The organism is Bradyrhizobium sp. RP6, assembly GCF_003837805.1.
GTDB lineage: Bacteria > Pseudomonadota > Alphaproteobacteria > Rhizobiales > Xanthobacteraceae > Bradyrhizobium.
The window spans coordinates 454,329-475,100 of record NZ_RQIT01000001.1; the positions used below are offsets into that span (position 1 = coordinate 454,329).

The window sequence follows — 20,772 nt, forward strand, 5'->3', positions numbered from 1 at the left end:
CTGCCACGCTCACGTGGCCTTGGACATCGCCTGCAGAACCGTCATCGCCTCGTCGGCCTTGTCCACCGGCACGAACAGGTGATCGTGATAGAAGGCCGACACGGCGTTCACGCTGATGCCGGCTTCGGCCAGACGCGCCGTGATTGCCGCCAGAAAGCCCACCGCATCGAGCGCGGAGCGAACTGTCAGGGTGATCAGGCGCGAGGGAAATTCATGGCGTAGTCCGGCACGTTCAGCCTCCTTCTGCAGTATCACCAGCGTTGTTCCTTCGCGTTCGCGGAACGTCAGCATCGGGCTGATGGTGGCTGGAATACTCGCGTTCGGCGCAAGCGTGCAAAACACGAAGATGCCGTCCAGGATCTCCGGCTTCATGTTGCCCAGCAGCGCCTTGAGATCGCGTTCACCCGTCATCACTCCTGCGCCTTCTCCGGCCCGTCATAGGCGATGCCGCGGATCACCGCAGCGCTGCCGAACTTCTTGCGCAGGCTGTCCACCGCACGTTCGGCGTGGGCGGCGCGGCGGTCGAGCATGTCGGTGTCGTCGCTCGCTGAGCCCTCGCGCAACGCGCTGACGCCGGCGCCCATAAGGCGGAAGGCGGTGCCGTCGATTTCCTTGGCCAGTATCTCGCGGCATATCGAGAAAATCTTTGCGGCAAGCTGCGTCGGCGCTGCGATCGACTGCGAGCGGGTGCGCTGGCGGAAGTCGGCGGTCTTCAGCTTCAGCGTGACGGTCGAGCCGGCGAGTTCGCTGCTTTTCAGGCGCGACGACGTCTTCTCGCACAGCCGCCACAGGATCTTCTCCAAGGTCGCGAAGTCGCGGATGTCGGTCTCGAAGGTGGTTTCGCTGGAGATGGTCTTGGCGCCGCGGTCGGGCTCGACGCGGCGGTCGTCGATGCCGCGCGCGAGCCGCCACAGCCGGCGGCCGTCGCTCGGAAACTGCCGCATCATCTCGATCTCGTCGGCCTTCTGCAGGTCGGCGATGATGCGGAAGCCGCGCTGCACGAGGCGCTCCTGCGTCGCTGGCCCTACGCCGAAGATGAAGCCGACCGGCTTTTCCGCCAGCATCAATCGGGCTTCCTCCTGGTGGAGCGCGGCAAAGCCGCGGGGCTTGTCGAGGTCGGAGGCGATCTTGGCCAAAAACTTGTTGCAGGACAGGCCGACCGAGACGGTGATGCCGATGTCGCGCTCGACGTCGCGGGCAAAGCGCGCCAGCACCTTTGCCGGGATCATGCCGTGCACCCGTTCGGTGCCGGAGAGATCGAGGAAGGCTTCGTCGATCGAGAGCGGCTCGACCAGCGGCGTCAGCGCCTGCATGGCTTGGCGCACCTCGCGGCCGACGCGGACGTATTTGGCCATGTCCGGGCGGATCACGGTCGCATGCGGGCAGGCCTCGAGCGCCTTGAACATCGGCATCGCCGAGCGCACGCCATAGGTGCGGGCGATGTAGCAGGCGGCCGACACCACGCCGCGTTTTCCGCCGCCGATGATGACGGGCTTGTCGGCGATGTCAGGATTGTCGCGCTTCTCGACCGTCGCGTAGAAGGCGTCGCAGTCGATATGGGCGATGGTCAGGCCTGCAAGGGCCCGGTGGCGGACGAGGCGGGGGGATCCGCAGGCGGAACAGCGCCGTACGCCCATGTCCAGATCGGCCAGACAATCCCGGCAGAAGCAGCGGGGCCCGGCCGGGTCGGGGGCGGTCACGGCACGTCGCGCTCCCAGGAGCGGTCGCCGAGCGCATCCCCGAGGACTTGCCGCGCTGCGGCAACGTTGGTCGGATGCAGCTCCGAGGCGCTCGCGAAGGCCTTCACGGTGGCGTCATCGCGCAGCACGAAATCCAGCACGTTAAGGAGGAAATTCGGGTCCGAGGCGGCGTTCCGGAGGGTCTCCGGGCCCACACCTGTCTCGGCCAGGAACAGGCCCAGCCGCTCGGGCTCGCTCGCGACGAAGGACAGCGCTTGAATCGCAACGATTTCAGCGACTTCGCGGGGGTTGTGAACAGGCTTTTTCACGGGCCCGGTTTGCCTTTCCGTTAACTTTCGGTGTCTACTTTGCATCATGCCCGAGTCTCCGCCTTGAGTCTTGCGATCCGGGGCAAGCAAGTGGAAACCACATCGCAGAAAGTGGCCCCTCGGCTTTAACGAAACTAGAGCGAATCTGAGGCTAGTTTGAATCCAGTTTTCGAAGCGCCGGGAAGCGGCGCCTGAGGCGTCACATGTATCCGGCTTCGTGCCAATCAGGAGGACGGGATGGCTAAGACCGTCCTGATCGTGGAAGACAACGAGCTCAACATGAAGCTCTTCCGCGACCTGTTGGAAGCGCATGGCTATCAGACTTCGGGTACCAGCAACGGTTACGAGGCGCTCGATCTCGTTCGCAAGATGCGGCCCGACCTCGTGCTGATGGATATCCAGTTGCCGCAGGTCTCCGGGCTCGAGGTGACGCGCTGGATCAAGGACGATCCGGAGCTGCGCAGCATTCCCATCGTCGCGGTCACGGCATTCGCGATGAAGGGCGACGAAGAGCGCATCCGCGAGGGCGGCTGCGAGGCCTATTTGTCCAAGCCGATCTCGGTCGGCAAATTCATTGAGACGGTCCGGCGTTTTATCGGATAGGAAGTGAGTTCAAAGTGTCCGCGCGTATCCTGGTTGTCGATGACGTTCCTGCCAACGTCAAACTCCTCGAAGCCCGCCTGTCCGCCGAATATTTCGACGTGATGACCGCTTCGAACGGCACCGAGGCGCTGGCGATCAGCCGCCGCGCCGAATGCGACATCATCCTGCTCGACGTCATGATGCCTGACATGGACGGCTTTGAAGTCTGCCGCCGCCTCAAGACCGATCCCGCCACGCACCACATTCCGGTCGTGATGGTCACCGCGCTCGACAGCCCGGCGGACCGCAACCGCGGCCTGGAAGCCGGCGCCGACGACTTCCTCACCAAGCCCGTCTCCGACGTCGTGCTGATCGCGCGCGTGCGCTCGCTGACCCGGCTGAAGATGATGACTGACGAGCTGCGCATGCGCGCCATCACCTCGCTCGAGATCGGCATGCAGGCGCCCGAGCGCAGTGCCGTGGCCGACACCGGCAAGGGCGGCCGCATCCTGCTGGTCGACGACCGCGAGTCCTCCTACGAGCGGCTGGCGACAATCCTCGCCGCCGAGCACACCGTCGACGTCGAGCCGAACCCGACGGAGGCGCTGTTCCACGCCGCCGAGGGCAATTACGACCTCCTGATCGTCTCGCTCGACCTCAACAATTTCGACGGCCTCAGGCTATGCAGCCAGGCGCGCTCGCTGGAGCGCACGCGGCATGTGCCGATCCTGGCGATCGCGGACCCCGAGAACTCGACGCGGCTGCTCCGCGGCCTCGAGATCGGCGTCAACGACTATCTGCTGCGTCCGATCGACAAGACCGAGCTCTTGGCCCGCGCCCGCACCCAGATCCGCCGCCGCCGCTACACTGATCATCTGCGCGACAACGTGCAGAACTCGATCGAGATGGCGATCACCGACGCGCTCACCGGCCTGCACAATCGCCGCTACATGGAGAGCCATCTCGCGACCCTCGCCGAGCAGGCCTCGCTCCGCGGCAAGCCGCTGGCGCTGATGATCCTCGACATCGACTACTTCAAGTCGATCAACGACAATTACGGCCACGACGCCGGCGACGACGTGCTGCGCGAGTTCGCGGTGCGCGTGCGCAAGTCGATCCGCGGCATCGATCTCGCCTGCCGCTACGGAGGCGAGGAATTCGTCATCGTGATGCCGGAGACCGATCTTCACGTCGCCGGCATGGTCGCCGAGCGCCTGCGCCGCTCGATCGCGGGCGAGCCGTTCGCGATCCACAAGGGCACCAAGCGGATCGAGGTCACGATCTCGATCGGCCTCACCACGCTGGAGCGAAAGGGCGAGGCGGTTGCCGACGTTCTCAAGCGCGCCGACACTGCGCTGTATCGCGCCAAGCACGACGGCCGCAATCGCGTGGTGTCGCAGGCGGCGTGAGCCGCCCGCACAAAGTTGCGAAAACAACCCCATGCACAGTAGCCGGCGTTAGTCGGATCAATGGGTTACGCGGGTGGCCAAAAGGATTGCGCTGTCGGCGGCGCGATTTGACTTGTCGGGCAAAACAGGAGCATGTTGGTAGCGTCGCGAAATGGTCCTGACGTGTAGTTGGGTGTCGACGCTTCCGCCACATTCTCACTGTCGTCCCTGGGAACGCAGGGACTCATAACCCCAGGGAGCGGTTATGGCGTGAGCTGGCAACCACGAGTCTTCGCCCAACTTCTCCCTGTGGTGATGGGTCCCGGCTCTGCGCTCCGCCTCGCTGCGCTTGTCCGGGACGACAGTGATCATTGTGGCGTGCGCTTATGCTGCATCACCGCATCACCCTCCATATCCACGCCCGCATTGCGCAGCAGCACCTTTGCCGCTTCCTTTGCGGCGCGCGCCATCTCGGGATCGTCTCGCACGAGGTCCTGGGCGATGGCGCCGTCGACCAGAAGCACGAGCTGCGTCGCCAGCGCATCCGCGTCCGCAACGCCGAGCTCGTTCAGCTGCTCGCGAAACCAGATGCGGCGGCTTTCCTTGAAGGCGATCGCGATCTTCTTCACGGCGCGGTCCGCAGGTCCCAGCTCGGCGACGGCATTGACGAACGGGCAGCCGCGAAAATCTTTCGCCGCAAACCGCCGCTCCAGCGAATCGAAGGTCGCAAGAATCTGCTCGGCCGGCGGCTTGTCGGAGGGACGCTGAGATACGAAGCGGCGCTCGAGATAGGCCGCGATCAGCGCGTCCTTGGAGGGGAAGTGGTTGTAGAGCGTGCGCTTACTGATGCCAATCTCGGCCGCGATGGTGTCCACGCCGACGGCGCGAATGCCCTGTAGATAGAACAGCTTGTCGGCGGTCTCGAGGATCCGCTCTTTCATCGTCTGTTGTTTGGGCGGGGGAGCCATGCGGCAGCACGCGTCCTGTTCGCTTGACAGCACCTGACATCCATAGCCTATGTAAACAGGTCTGTGTACCCAAAATCAACGGCAAAAGCAGACGACGGCATTTGCGCCGTGCCGACGAGGGAGAAGAAAATGCCTCTGCTGCAGGTCCTGCGTCCGACATTGCCCATCCTGATCGGCGCCTCGATCATGCTGACGCTGAGCATGGGGCTGCGGCAGAGCCTCGGCATCTTCATGCAGCCGCTGACGCACGACATCCACATCTCGATCTCGGATTTCACGCTGGCGCTCGCCGTGCAGAACCTCGCCTGGGGCTTTCTCCAGCCACCCGCCGGCGCGCTTACCGCGCGCTACGGCTTCCGCCCGATCATGATCGCGGGCGCGCTGATGTACATTGCGGGGCTCGCGCTGATGGCAACCGCGAACGGGCTCATCAGCATCATGATCGGAGCGGGCGTGCTGATCGGGACGTCGCTGGCCTGCACCGCGGCGGCGATCGCGATGTCGGTGGCGGCGCGCGCGGTGCCGGAAACGGTGCGCTCCACCGTGCTCGGCATCGTCTCCGGCGCGGGCTCGCTCGGCGCGCTCTTGTCGGCGCCGATCGGGCAGATGCTCAACGAGGGTTTCGGCTGGCGCATCGGGCTTGCCGGCTTCGTGGTCATGTCGGTGCTGATGATACCCGCCGCCTGGTATGCCGGCCGTGTCGACAGAATCCCGCTGCCGAAGCCGGCCGCCGACGAGATCGACGATGCCACGGCGGCGGCAGCGGCGAGAACCGCATTCGGCAATGCCTCCTTCGTGGTGATGACCTGCGCCTATCTCGTCTGCGGCATGCAGCTCGTGTTCCTCACCACGCACCTGCCGTCGTATCTGGCGATCTGCGGCCTCGATCCCATGCTCAGCGCGCAGACGCTTGGCATGATCGGCGGCTTCAACGTGCTGGGCTCGCTGTTCTTCGGCTGGGCCGGCCAGCGCTGGAACAAGCTGGCACTGCTCGGCGGCATCTACATCCTGCGCTCGCTGGCGCTCGCCTGGTACTTCACGCTGCCGGCGACGCCGTTCTCGACGCTGCTGTTCGGCGCGATCATGGGCTTTTTGTGGATGGGCGTCGGCCCGCTGGTCGCGGGCGCGGTCGCCGAGATGTTCGGCCTGCGCTGGCAGGCGATGATCCAGGGCCTCGCCTTCATGAGCCACCAGATCGGCAGCTTTCTCGGCGCCTATGGGGGAGGGGTGCTCTACGATGCGCTCGGCTCCTACACCATGGCCTGGCGCATCGGCGTCGCGCTCGGCCTCGCCGGCGGCATCGTGCAGGTCGCGTTCGCGCTGATCCGCCCGTCGCAACCGCCGGCGCCGGTGTTGCGGACGGCGTAGCAAGGGCGGCTGGTCGCTTTGGTCAGCTTGGGAGCTTACAGCGGACGTCCCGGTGTTTGGTCGTGATGGGCCGATCGTGACCCAAGGCGGACCTGCGACCTATGCCCGCATCGAGTGCGACCATTCGGACGTGATACCCTCGCCAAGGCGTCCTCAACATCAGATGAGGATCGAATGAAGCGGCGGAGGTTCCTAGCGGTTACTGCTGCGTTGCTCGTTTCGCCTCAGCGTCTGTGGGCGCACAGGAAGCCTCGGCGCATCGGCTTTCTTGCTGTAGGTGATGGGAGCGGGCGGGCTCTTAATCAAGCCGAGCGTGTATTCCTTGATGGGCTGCGACACCGCGGCTGGGTGGATGGAAAACTAATTGTCGAAGTCCGCTTTTCTCATCCTCCCGATCAATTGCCAGCTTCAGTCGCCGACCTGCTGACTCTCAATCCCGATGTACTGGTCGCTGCAGGACCACCAGCGGCCCTGGCCCTGAAATCGGCAACTACCACCATTCCGATTGTATTCGTGGCTGTGGCCGATCCCGTCCGCATCGGCCTCGTGCAAAGTCTATCGCGACCGGATGGCAACATAACGGGTATAACCACCAACGTCCCTGAGGACTTCTTCGGAAAACGTCTCGAAATCCTTCGCGAGCTCGTTCCCGGCGCCTCGAAAATTGCGGTCTTAATCAATCCAAAGAATCCAATGATCTACCTAGTGGAAGAAATACGCAACCTGGCGCGCAGGCGCGGCATGGAGCTGCTGACAGTTGAAGCGGCCACCGCCGAGGAACTCGATATCGCCTTTGCTTCGGCTTCTGCCCAAAACGCCGATGCTATAATTGATTTCGGTGATCCCCTCACCTATGTCGAGGCTCCCCGAATAATCGCACTCGCGGCGAAACATCGTCTACCCGCAAACTACTTGTTTCGGGTCTATGCCAATGGCGGATTGTCTGTCTACGGCGCAGATACGGCCGATCTATTCCGCCGTGCAGGCAGGCTCGTCGATAGGATTCTCGAAGGCACCAAGCCTGCCGACCTACCGGTAGAGCAACCGACGAAATTCGAGCTGATAATCAACATGAAGACCGCCAAGATGCTCGGCCTCACTGTGCCACCTTCACTACTCGTCCGCGCTGATGAGGTCATCGAGTAGAAGCGCCGCTTTGCTGCGGTGCAGGAGTCCCGCCTTTGACCCATCTGCGAAGTTGCGCCTCATCGGTCGGAGGTCTGCTCATCGCGGCAGCGCGGACCAGATTTACTCAACCTGAGTTCTTCGCATTTTGACCCACATGTATGGACCGGCTGCGTTTCGCAATAGAGATCGTGCGTGGGTTAGGCCCGGCGCACTATGTGAAGCTGCTCGCTCGATCGCAAACTAGCCAGCTTAAAGCTGCCGCCGAGCCACTTGTTGTTGCCGACGAAACAGTGAAGGCCCGCGGTGAAGCGGGCCTTGAGGGATGGTGGAATGGACCAAGACCTTTACGGTCCCATTCTGGCCGAGGCGGGATGTCCGGGCACCTGGAAGCGCTTGCCGGTGTCTGTAAGGTTATTGCCATCGACCTTCAGGATCGAGAAGTCCTGTGTCAGGTAGTTGCCGACGAGGAGGTACTGGCCGTCAGGCGTGAACACTGCGGCCTCGGGCAAGCCGCCGACCTCGATGTCCTCGGTCTTGCTCACTTTCTTCCCATCGATCTTGAGCACCGAAATGCTGCCGTTCTTTTCGTAGAAGTATGCGTTCTTCATGTTCGAACCGCGAAGAATCACGGCAACCGCGACGTCCCCCTTGGGGCTGATTGCAAGTCCCTCGGGGCCGTCGCCCACCACCACGCGATCGATGATGCGCGGCGGGTTGGCCTCCAAATCGATGACGCTCGTGGTATCCACACTTCCATCGGAAGCACCTGCGTTGCCGTTGTCCGAGGTCAGGGCGACTTTCCCGCCTGGTACTGCCGCGACATTGTAGGGCCATTGGCCGGCCGGCAGGTCGATCTTGTTGTACGTCACCTTATCGCCCGCGATGTCCAGCATGGAGATCTTGTGAGCAGGGAAGCGGGCGACCAGGGCTCGCTTGCCATCCGGGGTGAACGTTACGTGCGACGGACTGTCCGGCATCGCAACGGTGTCCGTGATCTTCACGTCTGTGCCATTCACGGAGAGGACGCTGATCGAATTATCGCCGCGATTGGCGACCAGTGCCATCCTGCCATCTGGACTGAAGCTGAGCCCGGAAGGCTGCTTCCCGCCAGTAAGCGTTGCGGCCAGCTTGGGCGGACTGGACTGCAGGTCGACGACGTAGATCTTGTTGTCAAGCACCTGTTTCAGCGAGTCGCCGTCCTTGATGACATCGACGGAGTCGGCGACCAGGGCCACCGCTCCACTGGGATCGATCGCAACGTTCACGGGCGGTCCGACAACCGAGTTCTTGAGCGGCAGGGCAGCGATGATCTTGGGGGTTTCAGGAGAGGCGAGATCGACAATCAGAACCTGATCCTTGCCGGACGCGGAGAGAATGGGCTTGCCGCTCTCGTCCCACAGCAGTTTCTCATCGAGCCCGACGATCATGAGGGGCTTCGCGTACCCAGTACTAAAGCTCGTACTGAGCAGCATGACGGCAAACGATAATCCTATAGCGCGGTTACACAACATCTTGGCGTCCTCCCGAAAATTACGCCCGCCTCTCAAGGGCCGGTCTTGGGAAGTTACGCCGTGAAGCACTCGTTCGCTAGTAGTGCCTTGTCTACACTTGGCCCACGGGCTGCCCCATCGCTCACAGGCCCAGGACATCCGCTTTCAGGATGTGAGCCGAACGGTGTATCTACGCAGCCATGGGCAGTCTTTGACCAAGACGGACATTTCGGACTGACGTGCCGGCGCATGTGTTTACATCCAGCTCCAAATTTTACGGGAACTATTTCTATTCCGAACCATCCGATGGGAGCACGGCAATCATCGATAAGGCCGCCGGGCGGTAGTGCGCGCGCGACAGCCGTTTGCAAGGGATGATGCTGGGCCGCAATGCCTCACGAAACCAATTCAAGGAGGGACCCTTGGCAAGGGATCGTTCGATTTCCATCAGCAGAAGAAGCGTGGTCGCAGGATTGGCGCTGACGGCCCCCGTGGCTTTGGCTGGAACCAATCAAGCGCATGCGCAGACCCAGCAAACGACTCGGGATCAAAGCCTGTATGAACGACTTGGCGGCGTCTTCGCCATTGCAGCGGTCGTGGATCACTTCAGCGACGCTGTCGTAAAGAACCCCATTGTTGGTCAGAAGTCCAAAAATCCGCAGTTGAGGGAATGGCACACCAAAAATCTGAAGCGCTTGCCTGGCCTCAAGTTCATGCGAACGCTTTGGGTCTGTGACATTTCGGGTGGGCCGTTCCAGTTCAAAGCCACGAGGCCGGGAACGACGCCCCTCGGCCTTGAGGAGGCGCACCGGGCCTTGCGGATCTCTCCGGCGGAATTCGACGAGGTTGCAGCTGAACTCGGACGGACGCTTGACTTCGCCAAGGTTCCGAAGCGCGAGAAGACCGAAGTACTGGCTGCGTTTGCCAGCCACAAAGATGAGGTGACCGCCGGTTACGTATCGAGAGCCAAGCGCGGTTGAAGCAATCTCTCCTGGCGCAGAAGGACGAGGTGTGACCTGAATAAAGTCTTTCTTGCCCCGTAGCGGCCAATTTGTGCGGGCAGAGTATTCCGCTCTGCCCTGTCGTCCGCCGATGCTTCGATGGGTCTGCTGTTGGCCCGAAGGGAAAGGGGTTCGGGAAGCCGCATAGGGCTGCTCTAGCAGGCAGAGCGGACGCTGGTCGCTCTTCCCTCAATGGAAGCATCGGACCCAGAGCGAACGTCTAGTCTAGAGCTTCGGTTGACCCAGACCGACCGATCACGTTTGCCGGGATACGAGCCACAGAAACCTGCTCACTTGCGTGGCAGGAAGCAGCGCCTCCAGCCAGCTCGGTCATCCCGAGAAGGTTTAGCGCGACGATGCCCAACCTATCCCTCCTGGACTTGTCGGACATCAAGTCGTCTCATCGCAAAACCGCTAGCACGCCCTTCGCCACAGGGACCAAGACATGGAATGGCGGGCCATACGACGCATTGGACACTTGAGACCGGAGCGAAGGTGTGGCTGAGGACCAATTCCGGGTTGCACGATTATCCACCGGCAGGAACCGACCTGCCGATCATACTTGGTGATGCAACGGTCATCAGCAGCTGGGTGGTGAGCGCGTCGCCGAGCTGACTTATCTTCGAGCCAGACGTCGGTTATCTCCGACGTCTGGCGCCGGGCGCTTCCGGCCTATCCCCTCGCGGATTTCCTGGAGCAGAATGGATCGTGCAGCTGCGCGTGTAGGCCGATTGTCACGCGTCGAACGAAACGATCCGTACCGATCGAGCTGGCTTGCGAGGCGGACCCAGCTTTGCGACAGAGACTTGAGGAGTCTTGCTTCAGTCTCGTCCCGCGCTGATTGCATCAGGCTGAGGCATTCAGCGGACTGGGCACGACAATGTTTCACGGTTTCCATGAATGCTGCTCTCATCCCATCGCCAAACCTGTTAGCCAGATTGACATAATTCCGAGCGAAAATCTGTGGACCAGCTCACATTTCCATAGGGCCTGGTACGCCGCCATGAATGCGTCTAGCGTCGTTGCGCGGGCCGCTCGCACACAAGCCGGCGTTGATGTTCGTTGACTGTTGGGATCGAGAGCCGCGGTCGGCTGTGTTGCGTTCTTGGTCCCGGCTTCGCGCAGCAGCGTTGCACGCTGGAGCGCGTCCCGGACATGTCGCGGAGCAAATGAAACGGGGCCCAGAGGGCCCCGTCAAAGTCTTCAATGTCTCGCGATCTTACTTGATCTTGGCTTCGCGGAATTCGACGTGCTTGCGCGCGACCGGATCGTACTTCTTCTTGACGAGCTTGTCGGTCATGGTGCGCGAGTTCTTCTTGGCGACGTAGTAGAAGCCGGTGTCGGCCGAGGACACGAGCTTGACCTTGATGGTGACCGCTTTGGCCATGTTCTGAACCTCAGAAAATTGGGGAATCTGGAGCCGGCCAGACGGCCCGCGTTGGCCGGCAACCTAGCCAGAAACGGCTGGAAGTCAAGGATTTAGGCCCGAAAAACCACTCAAATCGGGCCGATCAGGCCTCGAAGAACCGGTTTTTCGGCCGCGGCAAGCCCAGATTCTCTCTCAGAGTGGCCCCTTCGTACTCTTTGCGGAAAATTCCGCGCTTCTGCAGCTCCGGGACCACCTTGTCGACGAAATCGTCCAGTCCGGCAGGGACGAACGGGAACATGATGTTGAAGCCGTCGGAGCCGCGCCCGACCAGCCATTCCTCCATCTGGTCGGCGATGGTCTTGGGCGTCCCGACGAACGAAAGCCCGCCATAGCCGCCGACGCGCTGGGCGAGCTGGCGCACGGTGAGCTTCTCGCGCGCGGCGAGATCGACCATGCGCTGACGGCCGCTCTTGCTGGCGTTGGTCTCGGGAATGTCGGGCAGGGGGCCATCGGGATCGAAGCCGGAGGCGTCGGTGCCGAGGATGACGGACAGCGAAGCGATGGCGCTGTCGTAGTGCACGCGGCTGTCGAGCAAAGCGCGCTTCTCCTTGGCCTCATCGACGCTCTCGCCCACCACGACGAAGGCGCCGGGGAGGATCTTGAGGTGCTCGGGGTCGCGGCCGGCTTTCTCCATGCGGCCCTTGATGTCGGCATAGAGCCTTTGTCCATCGGCGAGACTGCCGCCGCCGGTGAACACGGCTTCCGCGGTCTCGGCCGCGAGCTGCTTGCCGTCTTCAGACGCGCCGGCCTGCACGATCACCGGCCAGCCCTGCACGGGGCGTGCGATGTTGAGAGGGCCGCGCACCTTCAGATATTTGCCGTGGTGGTCGAGCACATGCATCTTCGCGGGATCGAAGAAGAGACCGCTCTCGACGTCGCGCACGAAGGCATCGTCGGCGAAGGAATCCCACAGGCCGGTGACGACGTCATAGAATTCGCGGGCGCGCTTGTAGCGCTCGGCGTGCTCCATGTGGTCGTCCAGGCCGAAATTCAGCGCCGCGTCCGGGTTCGAGGTGGTGACGATATTCCACCCCGCGCGCCCGCCGCTGAGATGGTCGAGCGAGGCGAAGCGGCGGGCGACGTGATAGGGCTCGTCGAAGGTGGTCGAGCCCGTCGCGATCAGGCCGATCCGCTCGGTGACGGCCGAAAGCGCCGACAGCAGCGTGAACGGCTCGAACGAGGTCACGGTGTGGCTGCGCTTGAGCGCGTTGGTGGGCATGTTCAGTACGGCCAAGTGATCGGCCATGAAGAAGGCGTCGAACTTGCCGGCCTCGAGCTTCCGGATCAGCGTCTTGATATGCGAGAAGTTGAAATTGGCGTCGGGCCAGGCCCCAGGATAGCGCCAAGCGCCGGTGTGGATGCTGATCGGGCGCATGAACGCGCCAAGCTTGAGTTGCCGTTGTGCCATTGCCCGGTGTCCGTTTTTGGTGACGCTCGGAAAGACATAGGGACGCGGCGGAGCTCCGCCATTGGGGAGGGCGGGAAGATTATTTTGTTTTTTTCAGATCTCTCAGCACGTCATTCCGGGGCGCGCCACTTGGCGTGAGCCCGGAATGACGAGGAGAGAGCCGCGCAATGACCCCTAGCTCAAAATATCCTTCTGCATCTTGCCGCCGTAGAAATGGAAGAACGGCACCGGCGCGTCGTGGCCGAGCGGGCCGGTGGCAAGGCGGGTGTCGAGCTCGTTGAGCACGTTGCGCGTCATCGGATGCAGATCCGCGAGCGGTTTTGAGCCGAGCTCGACCCAGACCAGCTCGACCAGCTCCGCATCGGCATGGATCACGCCCTCGACGCGATGGGTGATCGCGGACGCATCGGCCGTGAAGAAGCGCGTGTCGAAGCGCTTGACGCGGCCGGGCGGGGTGATCGCGCGCGCGATCAGGAACAGACCGGAGGGATCGGGCAGCAGGCCCGCATCCGCGAACGGCTTCCAGGCGCCGTCGAGCCTCGTCACCTTGCCCTCGGCCTTGCGGCCGAGGCAGAGACCGGTCTCCTCACAGGCTTCGCGGATCGCGGCAATCGCCAGCGATTTCGCGCGCGAGGCCGGGGTCTTCGGACTGCCCTTGGCGAGATTGGCCTCCAGCTCCGCGGTGATCGGCGCAGCACATGGCACGCGATAGTCGGCCTTGTCGACGCGGCCGCCCGGGAAGACGAATTTTCCGGGCATGAACACGACCTTGTCGTGGCGCTTGCCGACCAGCACTTTCGGGGTGGCGCCGCTGCGATCGACCAGGATCAGCGTCGCCGCATCCCTCGGGCGGAAATAGGGGTGATGGTCGGCTTCCTTCGCCTCGTGAACTTTTGCCTTCTCCTCGGCCTGCGAAATATCCGTCATGTCCTCACCCAAACCGCTTCTTGCTTATTGGCTACACTGGCGGAATACCATCCGGAGGGTTCTCGTCAAACCCGTGCATGCGCAGAGCCCATTGCAGTCCGACCACAGCTCCCTTCACCGGCTGCAGCAGCGCGAGCGAGGCGAGGAAGGTGAAGGGCAGATAGGCGGCGAAGCTGATCCAGACCGGCGTGGTGTAATTGCTCTCGATCCACAAAACCGCCGGCACCACGATGTGGCCGACGATGACGATGACGAGATAGGCAGGCAGATCGTCGGCGCGATGCGGCGTGAAGTCGAGGCGCATGTCGCGCAATTGTCCGCCGTCTTCAGGAAGGCGCGGAACAGCTTTCCCTCGCCGCAGCGCGGGCAGCGGCCGCGAAAGCCGCGCCTCATCGCGGTCCAGACGTCGCGCTTCTCGACGAGGCCGCTCTCGCGCGTCCAGATCTTTGGGGCCGTGCTCATCGTCACCATGCCTTGCCCTTCTGTCCCTTGCCTTTGCTCTTGTTCTTTCCTTTGGCCTTCCTGCCCTTGGCAGATTTCTGCTTCTCCGGCTTGCGTTTTTTCTCTGGGCTGCGTCCGGGATGGGCCTTTGACGATTTGCGCTGCGGGCGGAACGGCCTGCGGTCGCGCGGCGCGGCATCTGCCTCCGACGACAGCAATTCGAAGCGCAGTGCGCCCGCGATCGGTGCTGCTTCTATCAGACGGACGTCAACGACGTCGCCGAGCTGATAAAGGGTGCCGCTGCGCGTGCCGACCAGCGCGTGTCGGCTCTCGTCATAGTTGAAATATTCCGTGCCGAGGGATCGGATCGGGATCAGCCCGTCGGCGCCGGTCTCGCTCAGCTTGACGAAAAGGCCGGCGCGCGTGACGCCGGAGACGCGGCCCTGGAAACTTGCGCCGATGCGATCAGCGAGATGATGGGCGATCAGGCGGTCGACGGTCTCGCGCTCGGCCTTCATCGCGCGCCGCTCGGTCAGCGAGATGTGGGCGGCGACTTCGCTTAAGGTCTCCGGCGTCTCGCTGTCGGGCAGGGCGCCTTCGCCCAGGCCGAGCGCGCGGACCAGCGCGCGGTGCACGACGAGGTCGGCATAGCGGCGGATCGGCGAGGTGAAATGCGCATAGCGGCGCAGGTTCAGGCCGAAATGGCCGTAATTCTCGGAGGAATATTCGGCCTGCGCCTGGGCGCGCAGCACGACTTCGCTGACCAGCGGATAGTAGTCATGGCCTTCGAGCTGGGCCAGCACGCGGTTGAACAGCGTCGGGCGCAGCGCGCCTGATTTCGTGAAGGGAACGTCGAGCGTCTCCAGAAACTCGCTCAGCGCATGGACCTTCTCCAGCGTCGGTTCGTCATGCACGCGATAGATCAGTGGGAGAGACTTCTTCTCCAGCATCTCCGCCGCGGCGACGTTGGCGAGGATCATGAACTCCTCGATCAGCTTGTGCGCGTCGAGCCGCTCAGGCACGACGACGCGATCGACCGTGCCGTCGCTCTTCAAGAGGATCTTGCGCTCGGGCAGATCGAGATTGAGCGGATCGCGTTCGTCGCGGGCGCGCTTGGCGCAGGCATAGGCGGCATAAAGCGGTTTCAGGATCGGGTCGAGCAGGGGACCGGTGGTGTCATCCGGCCTTCCGTCGATCGCGGCCTGTGCCTGCGCGTAAGCGAGCTTGGCCGCCGAGCGCATCAGGATGCGGTGGAAGCTGTGCGAACGCTTGCGCCCGTCGGGGCCGAGCACCATCCGCACCGCGAGCGCGCCGCGCGGCTCGCCGGGTACCAGCGAGCAGAGATTGTTGGAGATGCGCTCGGGCAGCATCGGCACGACGCGGTCGGGAAAATAGACCGAGTTGCCGCGGTCGAGCGCGTCGCGATCGAGCGCCGTGCCCGGGCGGACATAGAAGCTGACGTCGGCAATGGCAACGTTGACGATGAAGCCGCCTTTGTTGTTCGGATCGTCATCGGGCTGCGCGTGGACCGCGTCGTCGTGGTCTTTTGCGTCCGGCGGATCGATGGTGACGAGCGGGACGTCGCGCCAGTCCTCGCGCCCCTTCAGGTTCGCCGGCTCAGCGGCTTCCGCCTCGCGCTCGGCTGCGGACGAGAATTGCAGCGGGATGTCGTGAGCATAGATCGCGATCAGGCTGATCGCCTTCTCCGACTTGACCGAGCCGAGCTTCTCCTTCACGCGGCCGGAGCCGAGGCCGAAGCCGCGCGAGCGGACGATGTCGACGCTGACGAGGTCGCCGTCCTGTGCGCCTTGTGCATCGGTCTTGGCGATGTTCAGCTCGCGGTCGGCGAACTTCTTGTCGACGGGGACGAGCCGTCCGCCGCCTTCGGGAAGCTCGCGAAACACGCCGAGGATGCGGCTCTTGGCCTTGTCGATGACCTTGATGATGCGGCCGCGCCAGGCGGGGCCTTCGGTCTCGTCGGTCGGCTCGACGCGCAGCAGCGCGCGGTCGCCGATTCCGGCCGCGATGCCCGGCTTGGCTCGGCGCGGCATCTCGATGAGGATCTTTGGCGGCTCGCCGCTCTCCACCTCGTCCCACTCGGCGGGGGAGGCGATCAATTCGCCGTCGCTGTCGCGGCCAGTGATGTCGGCGAGCAGTGTGGGCGGAAGAGCGTCCGGCTCCGAGACCTTGTGGCGCTTCTTCTTGATGACGCCGTCGTCGGCGAGCTCGCGCAGCATGCGCCTGAGCTCGGCGCGATCGGCGTTCTTCAGGCCGAACTCGCGCGCAATTTCGCGAGTTCCGACCTTTCCCGGATTTGACTTGATGAAGGCGACGATGGCGTTCCTGTCGGGAAAGCCACGGTCATTCGTGCGTTTCACTTAGCCTCTAACTCTTGCCGGCACTCTTCTTGGCCGGAGTATTTGCAGGATTCTTGGTGGCGGCGGTTTTGGTCGGCGACGTCTTGGCGGTCGAGGGCACGGCGGCGCGAGCCTTGCTGGTGGATTCGGATTTGGTCTTGGCTGCGGTTTTCTTCGCGGCCGGCTTCTTCGGTTTTGGCGCAGCGTCTTCACCGTCCGCAGCTTTCTCTGCAGTCTTCTTGGCCTTGGCTGGCTTCGCCGCTTTCTTCGCCGACTTGGTGGTCTTGGCCTTGCCGCCGCCCTTGGCCGCGCGCTCGTCGATCAGCGCGATCGCCTGCGGCAAGGTGATCGTATCCTTCTCGAATTCGGCCGGGATCGTCGCATTGACGCCGCCGGCCGTGACATAGGCGCCGTAGCGGCCGCTCTTGACGGTGACGGTGCCGAGCGTCGGATGATCGCCGAGCGCCTTGCCGGGATCGGCGCCGAAGCGGCGGCTCGGGCCCTTGGCGACCTTTTCCGCGATCAACGTCACCGCGCGGTTGAGGCCGATGTCGAACACCTCGTCGCCGGCTTCCAGGCTGGCATAGGTCTTGTCGTGCTTCACGAACGGTCCGAAGCGGCCGAGGCCGGCGGTGATCGGAAGACCGCTTTCCGGATGCTTGCCGATCTCGCGCGGCAGCGACAGCAGTTTCAGCGCGAGCTCGAGGTCGACATCGCCGGGCGAGGTGCCCTTCGGAATGCCGGCGCGCTTGGGCTTCTCGCCTTCTTCATAATCCTTCTGCTCACCGAGCTGGATATAGGGGCCGAAGCGGCCGGCCTTGACCCAGACATCGCGACCCGTATCAGGATCCTGGCCCAGCGAACGGTCGGCGGTCGCCTCACCATCGGCGGCGAGCTGACGGGTGTAGCGGCACTCCGGATAGTTCGAGCAGCCGACGAAGGCGCCGAACTTGCCGGCCTTCAGGTTCAGCCGGCCGGTGCCGCAGTTCGGGCACTGGCGGACGTCGCCGCCATCGGCGCGCGGCGGATAGATGTGCGGCCCAAGCATCTCGTCGAGCACGTCGAGCACCTGCGCGACGCGCAAATCCTTGATGTCATCGACGGCGCCGATGAAGTCGCGCCAGAAGTCCTTCAGCACCTGCTGCCAGGAAATCTCGTTGTTGGAGATGCGGTCGAGCTGTTCCTCCAGGCCCGCCGTAAAATCGTACTCGACGTAGCGGCTGAAGAAGCTTTCGAGGAACGCGATCACGACGCGGCCCTTGTCCTCGCCGTGCAGGCGCTTCTTCTCCAGCTTGACGTAGCCGCGGTCCTTCAGGACCTGGAGGATCGAGGCATAGGTCGAGGGACGGCCGATGCCGAGCTCCTCCATGCGCTTGACGAGGGAAGCTTCCGAGAAGCGCGGCGGCGGCTCGGTGAAATGCTGGGTCACGGACAGGCTCTGCCGCTTCAGGGCGTCGTTCGGGCTCATCGCGGGGAGGCGGCGGGAATCCTCGTCCTCCTCGTCGTCGCGGCCTTCCTGATAGAGCGCGAGGAAGCCGTCGAACTTGACGACCTGGCCGGTGGCGCGCAGCTCCAGCGTGCGGGAACCGGCCTTTGCCGTGATGTCGACGGTGGTGCGCTCGAGCTCGGCGGATTCCATCTGGCTCGCGATCGTGCGCTTCCAGATCAACTCGTAGAGCTTCGCCTGATCGGCATCGAGCCTGCGGCTCAGGCTGTCGGGGCGGCGGGAGAGGTCGGTCGGTCGGATCGCCTCGTGCGCTTCCTGGGCGTTCTTGGCCTTGGCCTGGTACTGACGGGGCGCATCGGGCACGTAGGCGTTGCCGTAATCCTCGCCGATCACCTTGCGCGCCTGGGTGATCGCGGACGGGTCGATCTGCACGCCGTCGGTACGCATATAAGTAATGAGTCCGGTGGTCTCGCCGCCGATGTCGATGCCTTCATAGAGGCGCTGGGCGATGCGCATGGTGTGCGCCGGCGCAAAGCCGTATTTGCGGCTGGCTTCCTGCTGCAGCGTCGAGGTGGTGAAGGGCGCTTGCGGATTGCGCCGAGCGGGCTTGGCATCGACCGCGGTCACGGTGTAGCTGGCTGCCTCCAGCGCCTTCTTGAAGTCTTCGGCTTCCGCGCCGGTGCCGATGTCGAGACGCTGGATCTTCTTGCCGTCGGCGCCGACGAGGCGGGCCTCGAACGCATCCCCGCGCGGCGTCAGCAGGGTTGCGATCAGCGACCAGTATTCGCGCGGCACGAATTTCTCGATCTCGAGCTCGCGATCGCAGACGAGACGCAGCGCCACCGACTGCACGCGGCCGGCCGAGCGGGCGCCCGGCAGCTTGCGCCACAGCACGGGGGAGAGAGTGAAGCCGACCAGATAGTCGAGCGCACGGCGCGCCATATAGGCGTCGACCAGCGCGCCGTCGATCTGGCGCGGATGCTTCATTGCGTCCGAGACGGCCTGCTTGGTGATGGCGTTGAACACCACCCGCTCGATTTTCTGGTCCTTCAGCGCGCGCTTTTCCTTCAGCACCTCCAGCACGTGCCAGGAGATGGCCTCGCCCTCGCGATCAGGGTCGGTGGCGAGAATCAGGCGGTCGGCGCCCTTCAGGGACCTGGCAATCTCGTTGAGCCGGCCGGCCGCCTTGGGATCGACCTCCCAGATCATCTTGAAATTGGCATCGGGATCGACGGAGCCGTTCTTCGCGGGCAGGTCGCGGACATGGCCGAACGAGGCCAGAACCTCATAGGACGAGCCCAGATATTTGTTGATCGTCTTGGCTTTCGCCGGCGACTCCACGATGACGATATTCATGTAGTTCCAGTAACTTACGGGAAAATCTTGGGCCGAAAACGAAAGGATTCGGGTCGGCCGTTTCGACCCGAACATGGGTGGTGAGGCCTCCGCTGTCAAATCGAGGGGTGTTGAAAGCCGCCTCGATGGGAAAAGTTTCATATCGAAAAAGTTGCAAAATACCACCTTGGAGTTGCGGTCGATGTGGGCGTAATGTTGCCGCTGGGGCCATGGATTCGGGTGGGGTCTTGGTAACTAAGCCAAAGAAACGGAGGCGCGCCGCAGCAGGCGCGCGTGAAGGCGCGCGTCATGAAGAACCAGGGGAGGGCGGCGCGGACGAGGCGGTGGCCTTCATCGCCGAGCAGACCGGAGCATTGCGCAAGGTCGCCGAGCGCCACAAGCTCGACGTGCTCTATTATCTCCTCGGCATGACCAAGCTCGAGGCGGACGAGCATCTGCGGCTACGGACCAAGCGCAAGCTCTCGTGACAAGACCAGGTGGATTGTCGTGAACTGCGCGTTCGAACGGCGACAAAGCCAATGTGAAGAACGCGTCCAATCTTTCGAGCCTTGCGGATAGGCTCCGCAACGATGTTCGTAGCCTCGTGATCATGTTGACATTGGTCGCAGGGTTGATCCTGTGGTTTGCGACCGTCGGCTCGACCGATCGGGTGATCTATCGCGGCGTCGATCAGGCCTGGTCCGAGCCCGGCCGCGTCCATCTCAAGACGGAGCCTTCCGGTCATTACGCGATCGAGCGGAATGCAGACTTCGCCGCCATGAAGGTCGGCTGTGTTTATGATCTGAACTACGAGGCCGAGTTCGGCCGGCGCCAACGCGAAAATCGCCAGAAGACGGTTCGGAGGGCTACCCTGGTCGGATGCTAGCCAGAGTTCGCTGCGCTCGCACAGAAGGTGTGGTGGCAGCTCGCCGCCGCAATCACGCCGATCGCCGTCGCGCCGGCCGCGGCTTCAGCGTGGTGTCGGCGGGACTGAGCAGGCGCCCGTCCTCGGCGCGCATTTCCAGCTTCTTCACCGGGCGGCCTCTCGCACGATCGACCAGGATGGTCGCGATCTCCTCGGGGTGATCGTCGAACTCCTCGCTCCATTGCCGCAGTGCCACCAAGATCGGAAAGGTGCCGCGGCCCTTCGGCGTCAGCAGATATTCCTGATAGGCGCTGCCGTCGGAGGCGGGGGCGGTTGCCAGAATGCCGTGGTCGACCAGCGATCGCAGGCGCGCCGCCAGGATGTTCTTGGCCATGCCGAGCCTGCTCTGAAACTCGCCGAAGCGGCGGACGCCGAACAGCGCCTCGCGGATGATCAGCAGCGACCACCAGTCGCCGAGCGCCTCCAGCGAGCGTGCGATCGGGCAGGAATCGCCCTCGAAGCTGGTTCGTTTCACCATCGCAGTCTGTCCTATCGCGTTCGCACGGCGTCAGCGCCGATCACGCGCTTGTGCGGTTGCATCATAAAACCGCTTGCCCTAGATGGCAATCT

General features: G+C 63.4%; 18 protein-coding genes and 1 pseudogene. 7 read left to right on the forward strand and 12 right to left on the reverse strand.

The window, feature by feature from the left end; translation table 11 throughout:
• Positions 1-9: 9 nt before the first annotated feature.
• The 3 genes from EHH60_RS02520 to EHH60_RS02530 are packed head-to-tail and all read right to left on the reverse strand — an operon-like array spanning position 10 to position 2,008.
• Positions 10-411, reverse strand: coding sequence for an ACT domain-containing protein (locus EHH60_RS02520; RefSeq protein WP_124157915.1), 402 nt, complete (start codon positions 409-411; stop codon positions 10-12).
• On the reverse strand, positions 411-1,700 hold the full coding sequence (locus EHH60_RS02525; protein ID WP_124157916.1) for a DNA polymerase IV: 1,290 nt from the start codon (positions 1,698-1,700) through the stop codon (positions 411-413). Before EHH60_RS02525 ends, EHH60_RS02520 begins: the two co-directional genes overlap by 1 nt.
• The gene (locus tag EHH60_RS02530; protein WP_028177874.1) at positions 1,697-2,008 is read right to left on the reverse strand and encodes a DUF3572 domain-containing protein; all 312 of its coding nucleotides are present in this window, start codon (positions 2,006-2,008) and stop codon (positions 1,697-1,699) included. Before EHH60_RS02530 ends, EHH60_RS02525 begins: the two co-directional genes overlap by 4 nt.
• Before the next feature lie 237 nt (positions 2,009-2,245).
• Here EHH60_RS02530 and EHH60_RS02535 point away from each other — a divergent pair, with 237 nt between their 5' ends.
• A complete protein-coding gene (locus tag EHH60_RS02535) occupies positions 2,246-2,611 on the forward strand; it encodes a response regulator (protein WP_124157917.1) in 366 nt (121 codons plus the stop codon).
• A gap of 14 nt (positions 2,612-2,625) precedes the next feature.
• A complete protein-coding gene (locus EHH60_RS02540) occupies positions 2,626-3,999 on the forward strand; it encodes a PleD family two-component system response regulator (RefSeq protein ID WP_124157918.1) in 1,374 nt (457 codons plus the stop codon).
• A gap of 347 nt (positions 4,000-4,346) precedes the next feature.
• Here EHH60_RS02540 and EHH60_RS02545 read toward each other — a convergent pair whose 3' ends face one another.
• Positions 4,347-4,946 carry a TetR/AcrR family transcriptional regulator gene (locus EHH60_RS02545; protein ID WP_124157919.1) on the reverse strand — a complete coding sequence of 200 codons (600 nt, stop codon included), beginning with the start codon at positions 4,944-4,946 and terminating at the stop codon, positions 4,347-4,349.
• Between the two features lie 129 nt (positions 4,947-5,075).
• On the opposite strand from EHH60_RS02545, the gene EHH60_RS02550 reads away from it, so the two are divergent.
• Together EHH60_RS02550 and EHH60_RS02555 are read left to right on the forward strand one after the other, a co-directional pair.
• Positions 5,076-6,314 carry an MFS transporter gene (locus EHH60_RS02550; RefSeq protein WP_124157920.1) on the forward strand — a complete coding sequence of 413 codons (1,239 nt, stop codon included), beginning with the start codon at positions 5,076-5,078 and terminating at the stop codon, positions 6,312-6,314.
• Positions 6,315-6,488: 174 nt separating this feature from the next.
• Positions 6,489-7,460: an ABC transporter substrate-binding protein gene (locus EHH60_RS02555; RefSeq protein WP_124157921.1), complete on the forward strand. Its 972-nt coding sequence runs from the start codon at positions 6,489-6,491 to the stop codon at positions 7,458-7,460.
• Between the two features lie 326 nt (positions 7,461-7,786).
• On the opposite strand, the gene EHH60_RS02560 is transcribed toward EHH60_RS02555, so the two are convergent.
• Positions 7,787-8,869: a beta-propeller fold lactonase family protein gene (locus EHH60_RS02560; protein ID WP_124157922.1), complete on the reverse strand. Its 1,083-nt coding sequence runs from the start codon at positions 8,867-8,869 to the stop codon at positions 7,787-7,789.
• A 485-nt stretch (positions 8,870-9,354) separates the two neighbouring features.
• Between EHH60_RS02560 and EHH60_RS02565 the strand changes: the two genes are divergently transcribed.
• On the forward strand, positions 9,355-9,912 hold the full coding sequence (locus tag EHH60_RS02565) for a group I truncated hemoglobin (RefSeq protein WP_245454376.1): 558 nt from the start codon (positions 9,355-9,357) through the stop codon (positions 9,910-9,912).
• A gap of 1,240 nt (positions 9,913-11,152) precedes the next feature.
• On the opposite strand, the gene rpmG is transcribed toward EHH60_RS02565, so the two are convergent.
• The 6 genes and pseudogenes from rpmG to topA all read right to left on the reverse strand — a co-directional run bounded on the left by rpmG (position 11,153) and on the right by topA (position 19,298).
• Positions 11,153-11,320: a 50S ribosomal protein L33 gene (gene rpmG, locus EHH60_RS02570; protein ID WP_007603295.1), complete on the reverse strand. Its 168-nt coding sequence runs from the start codon at positions 11,318-11,320 to the stop codon at positions 11,153-11,155.
• 124 nt (positions 11,321-11,444) lie between these two features.
• Positions 11,445-12,770 (reverse strand): LLM class flavin-dependent oxidoreductase, encoded by a 1,326-nt coding sequence (locus tag EHH60_RS02575; protein ID WP_124157923.1) that lies wholly within the window; start codon positions 12,768-12,770, stop codon positions 11,445-11,447.
• Between the two features lie 174 nt (positions 12,771-12,944).
• The gene (locus tag EHH60_RS02580) at positions 12,945-13,697 is read right to left on the reverse strand and encodes an NUDIX hydrolase (protein WP_124157924.1); all 753 of its coding nucleotides are present in this window, start codon (positions 13,695-13,697) and stop codon (positions 12,945-12,947) included.
• 31 nt (positions 13,698-13,728) lie between these two features.
• Positions 13,729-14,168: pseudogene (locus EHH60_RS02585) on the reverse strand (DUF983 domain-containing protein).
• Complete coding sequence (gene rnr, locus EHH60_RS02590; protein WP_124157925.1) at positions 14,162-16,516, reverse strand: ribonuclease R; 2,355 nt, start codon at positions 16,514-16,516, stop codon at positions 14,162-14,164. Before rnr ends, EHH60_RS02585 begins: the two are co-directional and overlap by 7 nt.
• A 7-nt stretch (positions 16,517-16,523) precedes the next feature.
• A complete protein-coding gene (gene topA, locus EHH60_RS02595) occupies positions 16,524-19,298 on the reverse strand; it encodes a type I DNA topoisomerase (protein WP_124157926.1) in 2,775 nt (924 codons plus the stop codon).
• A gap of 323 nt (positions 19,299-19,621) precedes the next feature.
• On the opposite strand from topA, the gene EHH60_RS37940 reads away from it, so the two are divergent.
• Positions 19,622-19,765 (forward strand): hypothetical protein, encoded by a 144-nt coding sequence (locus EHH60_RS37940; RefSeq protein WP_245454377.1) that lies wholly within the window; start codon positions 19,622-19,624, stop codon positions 19,763-19,765.
• 122 nt (positions 19,766-19,887) lie between these two features.
• Positions 19,888-20,163: a hypothetical protein gene (locus tag EHH60_RS02605; protein ID WP_124157928.1), complete on the forward strand. Its 276-nt coding sequence runs from the start codon at positions 19,888-19,890 to the stop codon at positions 20,161-20,163.
• A 52-nt stretch (positions 20,164-20,215) separates the two neighbouring features.
• Here EHH60_RS02605 and EHH60_RS02610 read toward each other — a convergent pair whose 3' ends face one another.
• On the reverse strand, positions 20,216-20,680 hold the full coding sequence (locus tag EHH60_RS02610; RefSeq protein WP_124157929.1) for a winged helix-turn-helix transcriptional regulator: 465 nt from the start codon (positions 20,678-20,680) through the stop codon (positions 20,216-20,218).
• Positions 20,681-20,772: the final 92 nt, after the last annotated feature.

Bases quoted from the DNA above. Each gene is read 5' to 3' on its own strand.
- rpmG (WP_007603295.1), bottom strand. From the start codon at position 11,320: ATGGCCAAAGCGGTCACCATCAAGGTCAAGCTCGTGTCCTCGGCCGAC.
- EHH60_RS02520 (WP_124157915.1), bottom strand. From the start codon at position 411: ATGACGGGTGAACGCGATCTCAAGGCGCTGCTGGGCAACATGAAGCCG.
- EHH60_RS02550 (WP_124157920.1), top strand. From the start codon at position 5,076: ATGCCTCTGCTGCAGGTCCTGCGTCCGACATTGCCCATCCTGATCGGC.
- EHH60_RS02560 (WP_124157922.1), bottom strand. From the start codon at position 8,869: ATGATCGTCGGGCTCGATGAGAAACTGCTGTGGGACGAGAGCGGCAAG.
- EHH60_RS02535 (WP_124157917.1), top strand. From the start codon at position 2,246: ATGGCTAAGACCGTCCTGATCGTGGAAGACAACGAGCTCAACATGAAG.
- EHH60_RS02555 (WP_124157921.1), top strand. From the start codon at position 6,489: ATGAAGCGGCGGAGGTTCCTAGCGGTTACTGCTGCGTTGCTCGTTTCG.
- EHH60_RS02545 (WP_124157919.1), bottom strand. From the start codon at position 4,946: ATGGCTCCCCCGCCCAAACAACAGACGATGAAAGAGCGGATCCTCGAG.
- EHH60_RS02580 (WP_124157924.1), bottom strand. From the start codon at position 13,697: ATGACGGATATTTCGCAGGCCGAGGAGAAGGCAAAAGTTCACGAGGCG.
- EHH60_RS02610 (WP_124157929.1), bottom strand. From the start codon at position 20,680: ATGGTGAAACGAACCAGCTTCGAGGGCGATTCCTGCCCGATCGCACGC.
- topA (WP_124157926.1), bottom strand. From the start codon at position 19,298: ATGAATATCGTCATCGTGGAGTCGCCGGCGAAAGCCAAGACGATCAAC.
- EHH60_RS02575 (WP_124157923.1), bottom strand. From the start codon at position 12,770: ATGGCACAACGGCAACTCAAGCTTGGCGCGTTCATGCGCCCGATCAGC.
- EHH60_RS02605 (WP_124157928.1), top strand. From the start codon at position 19,888: ATGTTGACATTGGTCGCAGGGTTGATCCTGTGGTTTGCGACCGTCGGC.